Annotated in this window: 1 protein-coding gene; it reads left to right on the top strand. The window is 74.5% G+C overall.

Going from position 1 to position 1,540, the window contains the following annotated elements:
* The coding region (locus RI554_11545; GenBank protein MDR9392646.1) for an Ig-like domain-containing protein at positions 1-1,418 on the top strand (1,418 nt) is incomplete at its 5' end.
* Positions 1,419-1,540 lie beyond the last annotated feature (122 nt).

The raw sequence follows: 1,540 nt of genomic DNA, 5'->3' as shown, positions 1-1,540 counted from the left end.
CGGGCGTGACGTGGCGGTCCAGCGACCCGTCGGTCGCGACCGTCGACGCGGACGGCGTCGTCACCGCCGTCGCGCCCGGGGACGTGACGGTGTCCGCCACGAGCGTCGCGACGCCGGGCCTCGAGGCCGGCACCCGCCTGGGCGTCCTCGCGTCGGGCGAGGTCGCCTGGACGTGGCAGCTGGGGACGGACGACGACGACGTCGGCCACGCCGTCGCCGTCGCGCCCGACGGCACCCTGCTGTTGGCGGGCGGCCTGCGGACGTGGACGACGGACGCCACGCCGGAAAGCGGCGCTGACGCCCGCACCTTCGTCGCCGGAATCGCACCCGAGACGGGCGTGGCGACCTTCGTCACCACCGACGCCGACCCCCTCGGCCGTCACACCGAACTCTGGGACGTCGCCGTCGTCCCCGAAGGCCTCCTGGCGGCGGGGGTCACGATCTCGAGCACCAGCGGCGGCGTCCGGCAGACTCAGGGGGTCCTGCAGCGCCTCGACGCGGCCGGGGACATGATCGGGGACACGTTCCCCCTGTCGGACGCCCGGTCCTCCGGCGCGTTCGCCGTCGAGCGGGTCGGGCCCGAGGGGCTCCTGCTGGCGGGAAGCACCGACGCCAGCACCGGCCACCTGACGCGGACGACCGCCGCCCTCTGGTCGACGACGGTGAACGACGTCGAGGACGTCGCGACGGTGTCCCCCACCGCCTCCCCGTCCGGGACCGACGTCACCCGGTTCGACTCCTTCTCCGCGTCGTACCTCGACGTGGCCGCCTCCGTCGAAGACGACCTCGTCGTCACGGTCGGGCGCACGAACTACGAGGATGCTCAGGGCGTCCCGGTCCAGCGTGGCTACCTGCAAGCCTTCGACCTCGATGGGACCGAGCGCCTGTCGAACACCGACGTCGCGGCCGGCTTCGGAGGCCTCGACTCGATCGCCGCGAGCGGGGTCGTGCGCCTCCCCGACGGGCGCTACGCCGCGGTCGCCAGCGCGGAAGCCCCAGGGATCACCGGGGAAGAACAGGTCGCCATGCTCGCGCTGTACGACCCCGCCGCCCCCGCCGGCACGTCGCCCGTCGACGCCTACCTGGTGGGCAGCGACGCCGACAACGCCTTCCCGATGGCCGTCGCCCTCCTCGCGACCGGGGAGCTGGTGATCGTCGGGCAGTCCGACGACCCGCTCGGGGCGGCGGAGGGGAGCGGCGACCCCCCCGCCGGCTTCGTCGCCGTCGTCGACGTCCCCGAGACCGGCGCGCCCGAGCTGCTCCGCAGTTGGCAGGTCGGTGTGGGCTCGGACACCACCGTCCTCGACGTCGCCGTCACCGACGACGGGTGGCTCGTCCTCGCCGGAGAGACCGAAGGGTCGCTCGACCGCCCGAACGCCGGCGGGAGCGACGCGTTCCTCCAGCTGGTCGCGCCCTAGGACCGTCGCCGGTCGGGGGTGGCCTGCAGCCGCAACGCGGCCAACGCCACCCCCACGACGCTCCAGAACCAGATGCCGCCCGGCGGACCCTCCAGGTACACGTCCAGGCTGGCGTTCACGAG

The organism is Trueperaceae bacterium, from assembly GCA_031581195.1.
Taxonomy (GTDB): Bacteria; Deinococcota; Deinococci; order Deinococcales; family Trueperaceae; genus SLSQ01.
This window is presented reverse-complemented; position numbering and strand designations above follow the sequence as displayed.